At 65.0% G+C, this 9,076-nt stretch carries 6 protein-coding genes; 4 read left to right on the top strand and 2 right to left on the bottom strand.

Annotated features, from left to right (window positions below; all coding sequences use genetic code 11):
- The first annotated feature begins 4 nt into the window (after nt 1–4).
- The 4 genes from IWX77_RS05760 (at nt 5) to IWX77_RS05775 (ending at nt 4,858) form a co-directional block, all read left to right on the top strand.
- Nucleotides 5–1,486: a polysaccharide biosynthesis tyrosine autokinase gene (locus tag IWX77_RS05760; RefSeq protein ID WP_196843572.1), complete on the top strand. Its 1,482-nt coding sequence runs from the start codon at nt 5–7 to the stop codon at nt 1,484–1,486.
- Between the two features lie 95 nt (nt 1,487–1,581).
- Complete coding sequence (locus IWX77_RS05765; RefSeq protein WP_196843573.1) at nt 1,582–2,556, top strand: glycosyltransferase; 975 nt, start codon at nt 1,582–1,584, stop codon at nt 2,554–2,556.
- Nucleotides 2,553–3,662: a polysaccharide pyruvyl transferase family protein gene (locus IWX77_RS05770; protein ID WP_196843574.1), complete on the top strand. Its 1,110-nt coding sequence runs from the start codon at nt 2,553–2,555 to the stop codon at nt 3,660–3,662. Before IWX77_RS05765 ends, IWX77_RS05770 begins: the two co-directional genes overlap by 4 nt.
- The gene (locus IWX77_RS05775; RefSeq protein ID WP_196843575.1) at nt 3,659–4,858 is read left to right on the top strand and encodes a glycosyltransferase family 4 protein; all 1,200 of its coding nucleotides are present in this window, start codon (nt 3,659–3,661) and stop codon (nt 4,856–4,858) included. The genes IWX77_RS05770 and IWX77_RS05775 overlap by 4 nt, the downstream gene beginning before the upstream one ends.
- On the opposite strand, the gene IWX77_RS05780 is transcribed toward IWX77_RS05775, so the two are convergent.
- Both IWX77_RS05780 and IWX77_RS05785 read right to left on the bottom strand, forming a co-directional pair.
- Complete coding sequence (locus IWX77_RS05780; protein WP_196843576.1) at nt 4,836–6,752, bottom strand: right-handed parallel beta-helix repeat-containing protein; 1,917 nt, start codon at nt 6,750–6,752, stop codon at nt 4,836–4,838. The genes IWX77_RS05775 and IWX77_RS05780 overlap by 23 nt on opposite strands.
- A gap of 502 nt (nt 6,753–7,254) precedes the next feature.
- The gene (locus tag IWX77_RS05785) at nt 7,255–8,787 is read right to left on the bottom strand and encodes a right-handed parallel beta-helix repeat-containing protein (protein ID WP_196843577.1); all 1,533 of its coding nucleotides are present in this window, start codon (nt 8,785–8,787) and stop codon (nt 7,255–7,257) included.
- Between the last annotated feature and the right edge of the window lie 289 nt (nt 8,788–9,076).

The following is a 9,076-nucleotide window of genomic DNA, read 5'->3' on the forward strand; positions in this document are numbered from 1 at the left end:
ACGCATGGAACTGAAACGACTGGTTCGTATACTACGAAAACGATGGACTCTCATTGTCGCGTTTACCCTTCTCGGTCTGGTCGGTGGGGCAGCGTCAGCGCTGCTGACCCCTGTGCAATACCAATCCTCCACCCGGGTGTTCGTCGCCGCGCAGATTCAGAACGGGTCCACTCCCGGTGACCTTGTGCAGGGCAACAACTTTGTGGTGCAGAAGCTGCCCTACTACCTCGACGTCGCCACGAGCCCCCGCGTACTCGACCCGGTGATCACGCGCTTGAAGCTCAACGAGAGCGCGGTCGACCTGGCCCGGCGGGTCACGGCAACGACCCAGCCCGGTTCCGCCGTTATCGAAATTGCCGCCCTCGCCTCCACGGCGGATGCAGCGCAGCAGCTCGCGCAGGCCGTCTCGGAGAGCTTCACCGACGTCGTCATCAACCAGCTGGAAACGCCCGCCGACGGCGGCGCGAGCCCGGTCACGGTCGGAGTGCTCGACCCCGCAGTCTCTCCCGACAACCCCGCGCTGCCCCTGCTCTACCTCAACCTTGCCTTCGGTCTGCTGATCGGCCTGCTGGTCGGTCTGGTGACCGCGCTCATCCTCGGACTGCTCGACCGTCGCATCTCCAACCGTGACGACATCGAGCGGCTCACCGTTGTTCCGGTGCTCGGCAGCATCCCCCTCGAAGCCGGCGGCAACCCGATCATCACCCCCGACGGTGCATCTACCGCCCGCGCCGAAGCGTTCCGGGTGCTGCGCACCAACCTGGAGTTCGCCGACGCCGACACCAGTCGCCGCAGCCTCGTCGTGACCTCCTCCGTCTCGGGGGAGGGCAAGACGACGACGCTCGTGAACCTCGCCATCGTGTTGGCCGAGAGCGGCGCAACCGTCGCCGTGATCGACGCCGACCTGCGCACACCGCGGCTGGCCGACTATCTCGGTCTCGACGCCGATCGTGGCCTGACCGACGTGCTCGTTGGTGACGTGCAACTCAAGGAATCCCTGCAATCGTGGGGCACACAGCATCCGCTCACCGTGCTGTCATCGGGCAAGGTCCCCACCAACCCGAGCGAACTGCTCGGATCGACCACGATGGGCACCGTGCTCGACGTGCTCAGCAGCAGCTACGACTATGTGCTCATCGACGCCCCGTCGGTGCTCGCCGTGACTGACGCTGCCGTGCTCAGCCGCTGGACCGGCGGCACCGTTCTCGTCGTCGGTGCCAACCGGGTGCGCGAACCCGAACTGCTCGCCGCGTTCCACGCCCTTGAAGCTGTCGGTACCACGCCGCTTGGCGTCGTGCTGGCGATGGTTCCCACCCGTGGCCCCGACGCGCTCGTGCGAGACGGCGGCTTCGCGGCGACCACCCGCACGGCACCCCGGGCCACTCGACCGATCGACGCGGACGCGAGCGACGCGAGTCGTTCCACTCCGCCCGAGCGTGAGTCTGCCTCCACAGACGCCCCCGCCCAACAGCGCGTCACCTGGTAGACCCTGCGTTCTCCACCGTGGCGCACGTTCTATGACGCACGTTCGAAACAGTTTTATACAGGCTTTACCCGAAGGGAGCCAGAGTGTCCGTGCACATGTCCCATCCGATCGATTCGTCGCCCGCCACGCAACGGAAGCTTCTGCTCGTCGCCTCCACCGGCGGGCATCTGGCGCAGCTGGTGCGGCTGGCGCCGGGGCTCGGCGCCTCGCCCAGCTCGCTCTGGGTCACCTTTGATTCCGTGCAGAGCCGCTCCCTGTTGGCCGGCCGTCGCCGCATCCACGTGCCGTACGTGCGTCCCCGGGACTACGTTGGCATGATGCGGGCGGCCGGCATCGTGCGCCGGGTGCTCAAGCACGAAACCTTTGACGGTGCCGTGAGCACCGGCGCCGGCCTCGCCGTCGCCGCGCTTCCGCAGGCCGCGCTCAGGGGCGTGCCGAGCCTGTACATCGAGAGCGTCTCCCGCGTCGAAGGGCCATCGCTCAGCGGGCGGATGCTCGCGGCCAGCCACTTGGTCAGCGTGCGCACCCAGCATCCCGCCTGGGCCACCAACCGCTGGAGAACACACCCGAGCGTGCTCTCCACCTACCATTCGTTGAGCCGACACGCGCCGGATCGCCCCAGCCTGTTCGTCACCCTCGGTACCATCGAGGGTTATCGATTCGATTCCCTCGTCGACGCCGTCCTCGCGAGCGGCCTGGCCGATGATCGCACCGTCTGGCAGCTCGGTTTCACCACCAACCGCACCGATCTTCCCGGCCAGGTGCACCAGATGATGCCGACCGCGCAGTTCATCGACGCCGCGCTGACCGCCGACGTCGTGATCACCCACGCTGGCGTTGGTACCTTCATGGCGCTGCTCGAAATGGGTATCTTTCCGGTCATCGTGACCCGCCGCAAGCACCGCGGCGAACACGTCGACGACCATCAGATGCAGATCGCCGAACTCGCCGAGTACCTCGGGGTCGCCCGAGCCGTTGACGCGCCCGATCTGACGGCCGACGTCATCCGCTTTGCTGCCGGCCGCGCCATCGACACCGGTGTGCGCATTCCGCTGCCCAGCGACCGATGAGCGAACGAGCACCACATCAGCGGGTACTGCGCGCGATCTTCGTGCCCGCCCGCGGCCAATACGACAACATCGGCGACATTCTGCTGCGCCGCCAATTGCTCGACTGGTTGCGTGCGAGCGGCCCGCTGCACGTGTACGTCGGCGACGCGCCCGACGGGTATGCCCAGGGGCTCGGCCTCGGGCCCGACGACGTGCAATACCGCTCCTTTGGCCGCTGGTACACGGCGGCGCTTCTGAGTGCGGCACGCGGCCGGGCCTCGTATGTCTTCAAACCGGGAGAGATTCAACTCACCCTGACCGGTATGAAGGAGCACCTCGCCATGCTGCCGGTGCTCGCTCTCGTGCGCGCCCGGCACGGCCGCGTCGCCCGGATCGGCGTCGGCAGCCGCAACTTTTCCCCGTTGCCGCGTGCGCTCATGGGGCCCTCGATCGCGCTGTCGAACGTCTCATTCTGGCGGGATGCGGCTACGGCCGGGTATCTCGGGCAGGGCGGTATCATGCCCGATCTGGCCTTCGCCAGCACCGGTGCCGGTTCGAACGGTGCCGATAGGAACGGTACGGCAGGCCGCGACGTGCTCGTTGTGTCGATGCGCTCCGACCTCGACTACCCGAGCGCCGCCTGGCTTGCCGGGGTGCGCGCCGTCGCGGCCGACAACGGCCTCGAGATCTGGTGTGTTACCCAGGTGTTGCGCGACGACGACAAGTGCGGTCAGCTCGCCGTCGACCTCGGCGGCCAGACACTGCGCTGGAACGGCACCGCCCACGACGAACAGGAACAGCGTCTGCGCGCCCTGTACCGGCGGGCGGCGCTCGCCGTGAGCGATCGCTTGCACGTGCTCGTCGGTGCCCTCACCGAGGGAGCGGTTCCGGCGGCGCTCCTGGTGGACGCCAAGTCCGACAAAATTGCCCGACACTTCGCCGCCGCCGGGTTGCACGACGTGAGCATCGCCAGCTCCGGCTTGAGCGCGGCCGAGATCACGGGGCGATTGCAGAACCTGCTCGGCCGGCGCGCGGCCATTCTGGCCGGATTGGCCCAAGCGCAGGGCGAATTACAGACCGTGCGTCGCCTGCTCGACCAGGTGCTGACAACCGAGAGCGTGCGGTGAGCCTCGCCGAAACGCACGACACCGGACCGGTCGATACCGATCCGATAGAGATCCATCCGATCATGACGGAGCCGGCTGACGCTGAGTCGGGCGAAACGGAGCCGGGCAACACCCAGCCGATCACGATCAGTCCGATGGTTGCGCCGTCACCCGAACGGCTGCTCGCCGTGCACATCGGGCGCAGCGGTGAGGTCGCCGGCGGCATGAGTCAGGTCGTCAACGGCTACCTGGCGCATTCCTTCGCCGACTTCGACCTGCACATGATCTCCTCGCGCGACGGCAGTGGCGGGGTGCGAGCAGTTGCTGTGGCGGCATCCGCTTTCTGGACGGTACTGCGCCTGTCCAACCCCGAGAACACCGTCGTGATCGCGCATCTGTCGCAGGGCGGTTCCTTTGGGCGCGAGGGCGCGTTGCTCGCACTCGCACGCGCGCGCGGGTTCGCGACGGTCGCCCAGCTGCACGGCAGCTCCTTCGCCGCCTTCGCACAGAAACGGCCCGGGCTGGTCGGGCGCATTCTGCGGGCGGCCGATGTGGTGCTGGCCCTCTCGGCCGAATCGCGCGCCGCGGCCGCCGAGTTTGTGCCGGGGGAGCGGGTAGTGCTCGTGCCGAACGCTGTCGCCGACGGTGTCCGCCGCGAGATCGAACCCCTCATGGTGTTCGGCGGTGCGGTCAGCAAACGCAAGGGCGTCGACGTGCTCGCGGCGGCGTGGCAGCGGCTCGCGCCGGAGCATCCGCGCTGGCGACTCGTCATCGCCGGCCCGATCACCGACCAGCCAATGGTGCCGCTCACGCGGGCCGAGTTCGTCGGCCCGCTCAGCCACAAGGCCCTGATGGTGCTGCTTGAGCGTTCGGCGATCGCGGTGTTGCCCTCCCGCGAGGAAGCGATGCCTATGTTCATTCTCGAAGCGATGGCCCGCGATAACTGTGTCGTGGCGACCCGGGTGGGCGGCGTGCCGGCTGTGCTCGCGAACGGCGTGGGCGTTATCGTGGAACCCGGCGATATCGACTCGCTCGAGTCGGCACTGCGGCACGCGATGACGGATACCGCCTGGCGCACCAAAAAGGCGGATCTGGCCCGATCCGCCTTTGAGAACGCGTATTCGGCGGCCGCCGTCTTCCCCCTGGTCGAGCGTAGCTGGAAGGCTGCGCTCGACCGGCGATCAGAGCGTGTTGTTAAGAGATACAGGCCTGATTAGAGAATCCTGACCCTGCAGCGGTGACGGTGTTCGAGCAGTAGACCTTGGTGCCGCTGGCACCCTTGCCGCCCTGCTCGTGAATGAAGAAACCATACCCGGCGGCGTTCACCGGAGCGGTGTTGCCGAAGAAGGTGTTGCGCAGGCCCCAGCCGGTGACGCTTCCGTTGACCGCGAAGCCGTGCATGGTGCTGTTCCTGCCCTGGTTGTTGTAGATACTCCAGTCGTTACCCTTGACCTTGACCCATTCCTCAGCGTGCGGCATGGCGTTGGTACCGTCAATGATGTTGTCGCGGATGATGCCGTTCGAGGTTCCCTCCTTGACTTCGATCGGCTGGGCGCCGGTCAGGCTGATGTGATTGCCGAGCACGAGCGTGCCATCGGTGCGATCGGGCTGGCAGTTGGTCTGGGCGCACCAGTTGTTCTCTGAGGTTCCGATGTAGATGCCCTCACCGTAGAACGGGTCGCGCTTGCCGGTGTTCTTGATGGTGTTGCCGACGACGTTGTTATCGGTGCTGAAGGCCCGTACGTGGATGCCCTCATAGCCGATGTTGTCAACGAGAGTGTCGGTGATGGTGACGTGGTTGCTGCGAATCACGCTGATGCCCTTGAGGCTGTTGGTGACGGTCATTCCGGCGATCACGAGGTTGGACGAGTTCGTGATCTGAATGCCGTGGTTGCCCTGGATGCTGCCGACGTTGACCACGGCGTCCCGCGGGCCACAGACCCAGATCGGGTTGGATGCGGTTCCGTTCGCGGTCATGTTGATCTGCTCGTTATAGGTGCCGGGAGCCAACTTGATGACGGTTCCGGGCTGGGCCTGGGACACAGCGGTCATGAGTTCCCTGGCCGTCGTCACGTCGACGGTGGCGGCCGGACAATCGGCGTAGCGGTGGGTGCTGATCGGTGCCGGGGTCGGCGCGGTGCTCGGAACGGCCGACACGATGAACGCGTCAACGATGCTGCTGGTGCCGGTGGAGCGCGCATCCTTCTGGCCGGTGCGGGTTACCGTAATGGTGTGTCTGCCGGCCGAGAGGCTCGTCGTGCTGAACGCTTTCTGCTGGTAGGCGGTGATCGCGGAGTAGCCGTTGACCGTAGCGACGGTCGCGCCGTCGATAGCGATGTTGCTTGTGCCCGAGCTGCTGGTGAGGCGGGTGACGAAGGCCACGCTTGGGCCATCAAAAGTGAAGGAGGCGCTACTGGAACTCGTGGAGAACTTGACTCCACCGCCCGAGTCATTCGCTGAACCGGACGTGCGCCACGTGCCGGTGTAGGTAACCTGCGGGGAGTCGCTGTCAATGGTGGTGGAGTTGGCTGGCGCCTCCACCGGAGTACTGACGGCCGTCGGCGCTAGCACGGTCTGCGGAGCCGGAGCCGGAGCGGAAGCGGTCGTGGAGGTGAGCGTGACGAATGCGTCGATGATGCTGTTGGTGCCCGTTGAACGGGCATCCTTCTGGCCCGTGCGGCTCACCGTGATGGTGTGGGTTCCGCTGGACAGAGTCGACGTGCTGAAGAGGTTCTGCTGGTACTTGGTGGTGGCCGAGTAGCCGTTCACCGTGGCGACGACCCTGCCGTCGATCGTGATGTTGCTTGTACCCGAGCTACTCGTCTGGCGGGTGACGTAGGCGATCGCTGAGCCGGTGAAAGTTAGCGAGGCGCTCGAGGTGCTGGAGGCGTAGCTGATTGAAGCGTCGTTGTCCAAGGGGTTGCCGGTGGTGCGCCACGTGCCGGTGTACTTCACCAGCGCTGAACTGTTGTCGATCACCGTGGTGCCGGCGGGCGCAGTGGCGGCGGAAGCCGATGCGACGCCGACGGGAATCAGGGCCGTGAGGGGAATCAGCGCGGTGATAGCCACGGCCACGATGGTGGCATGTCGCAGGAAGCGGGGGAACAACATGTGAGACCTTCCGGATGCTCATGGACAGGATGAGTACGTCCGTGAACCCGGATGGGTTCCAACGCACATGATCTTCGTGATGCCGGGCGATTGTGCCGCCGTGATCACTGCGTCAATTAGCGTCCGACCCGCTGCACGTTACTCGTGTACAAATGGGTTTGTGGGCGCAACGTGAGTGGATGCCGGTACCATTCCTCGCGTGAGTGCGCGCGCGGCCACGGTTCCGTTCGATTGGCCGCCGGAAAGGACCTGAGAGGACCTCGACGATTTCGCCCTGATCAGTGCTATTGCCCATTATGGGAGAAACTCATCGAGCGAAGGATGGGATTTAGGCGTTCGCGCGGGCTGAACACGGGGCGATTTTCGGGGTTCCTGTGAAAGTGCCTTGAGTTAAATTGTGACTCTGGAGTTTGTTGTCACTCAGGACGATTTGGAGGGCGCGGGCGCAAGAAAAGACCCTCAGCGCGCTGGGTGAGCGCGCTGAGGGTCCTGCACGCTGTGGTTACGGCGTGCAGGCGATGTTGGAGAATCCCTCGGCTGCGCGAGTGACCGAGTTCGAGCAGGACACATCGGTATCGCTCGAACCCTTGCTGCCCTTCTCGTAGATGAAGAAGGCGTAGCCGCTGGCGTTCACCGCACCGGAGTTGTCGGAGAACGTGTTGCCCAGGCCCCAGCCAGCGACGCTTCCATTGACCGCAAAACCGTGCATGGGGCTGTTTGAGCCCTGATTGCCTTCGATCGTCCAGTTGTTACCCTTGACCTTGACCCATTCTTCAGCGTTGCTCATGGCGCTGGCGCCGTCGATCATGTTGCCCCGAATGACGCCGTCGGAGGTGCCCTCCTTCACTTCGATCGGCTGGGCGCCGGTCAGGCTGATGTGATTGCCGAGCACGAGCGTGCCATCGGTGCGATCGGGCTGGCAGTTGGTCTGGGCGCACCAGTTGTTCTCTGAGGTTCCGATGTAGATGCCCTCACCGTAGAACGGGTCGCGCTTGCCGGTGTTCTTGATGGTGTTGCCGACGACGTTGTTATCGGTGCTGAAGGCCCGTACGTGGATGCCCTCATAGCCGATGTTGTCAACGAGAGTGTCGGTGATGGTGACGTGGTTGCTGCGAATCACACTGATGCCCTTGAGGCTGTTGGTGACGGTCATTCCGGCGATCACGAGGTTGGACGAGTTCGTGATCTGAATGCCGTGGTTGCCCTGGATGCTGCCGACGTCGATCACGGCGCTACGCGGGCCACAGACCCAGATCGGGTTGGATGCGGTTCCATTGGCGTGCATGTCGATCTGGCCGCGGTAGGTGCCGGGGGCCATCCTGATGACAGTGCCGGGCTCGGCCCTCTCTACGGCGGACATGAGCTCGTCGGCGGTGCGCACCATCGTCGTCGCGGCGGGGCAGTCGGCGTAGCGATGCGCTGTTGGCGACGGTGCGAGCACCGGTGCCGGTGCGGGTGCCGGTGCGGGTGCTGGAGTCGTGCTGGACGCGGCGTTCACCACGAATGCGTCGACGATGCTGTTCGTGCCGCTCGAGCGCGCGTCTCTCTTGCCGGTGCGGCTGATTTCAATGGTGTGGGTGCCGTTCGCCAAGCTCGTCGTACTGAACGCCGTCTTCCGGTGTTGGGTGGTCTTGGAGTAGCCGTTCACGGTGGCGACCACCTTGCCGTCAATCGAGACGGTGCTCGTGCCGGAACTCTTCGTGGTGCGAGTGATGTACGCGACGCTCGTTCCCGTGAACATCATCGACGCACTACCCGCGCTGAACTGAAACCGCACGGAACCACCGCGGTCGGCGACGCTGCGCGTGGTACGCCAGTTGCCGGTGTAACTGATCGTCGACGAGGAACTGTCGATGACGGTGCGGGCGGTCGCGGCGGCGGCCGTCTCGATGCCGGGGCTGGGAATAGTCAGGGGAGCGAGAACCGCAATGGTCGTGGCAGTGAAGGCAGCTATGGCGATCAGGGTGTGGCGAACGGCTGTCGCTCGTCGACGCGCGAACACTCGGCTGGCAAATGGCTTGCGGGGAAGGGGCACGTTGGAGTCCTCCGGAGAGTCAGTTCGTCGACCTCGTCGATTCGGTCAGGGTCTCGTGATTCCGATGATCTGAAACAATGCGCCGTAACGTTCGACGGGCGCAGTATGACGGTCACTGGCTTGGTCGTTGCGTGGTGCGATGCGTATTCCGCGTTCGAAGCCCGAGAGCGTGGGGACTATTCGGATTGAATTGTGGACCCGAGCTTATCGAGAGGCAAAGTCGAATCGGTTTCACTTTCCTGTGAAAGTACCCAGAATGGCGCACTGCTGTGTGACGAAATCACTCACT

The sequence above is a fragment of the Cryobacterium sp. CAN_C2 genome (genome assembly GCF_015751745.1).
Taxonomy (GTDB): Bacteria; Actinomycetota; Actinomycetes; order Actinomycetales; family Microbacteriaceae; genus Cryobacterium.

Coding starts and splice junctions, on each gene's coding strand:
- IWX77_RS05760 (WP_196843572.1), top strand. CDS start 5: ATGGAACTGAAACGACTGGTTCGTATACTACGAAAACGATGGACTCTC.
- IWX77_RS05765 (WP_196843573.1), top strand. CDS start 1,582: ATGTCCCATCCGATCGATTCGTCGCCCGCCACGCAACGGAAGCTTCTG.
- IWX77_RS05770 (WP_196843574.1), top strand. CDS start 2,553: ATGAGCGAACGAGCACCACATCAGCGGGTACTGCGCGCGATCTTCGTG.
- IWX77_RS05780 (WP_196843576.1), bottom strand. CDS start 6,752: ATGTTGTTCCCCCGCTTCCTGCGACATGCCACCATCGTGGCCGTGGCT.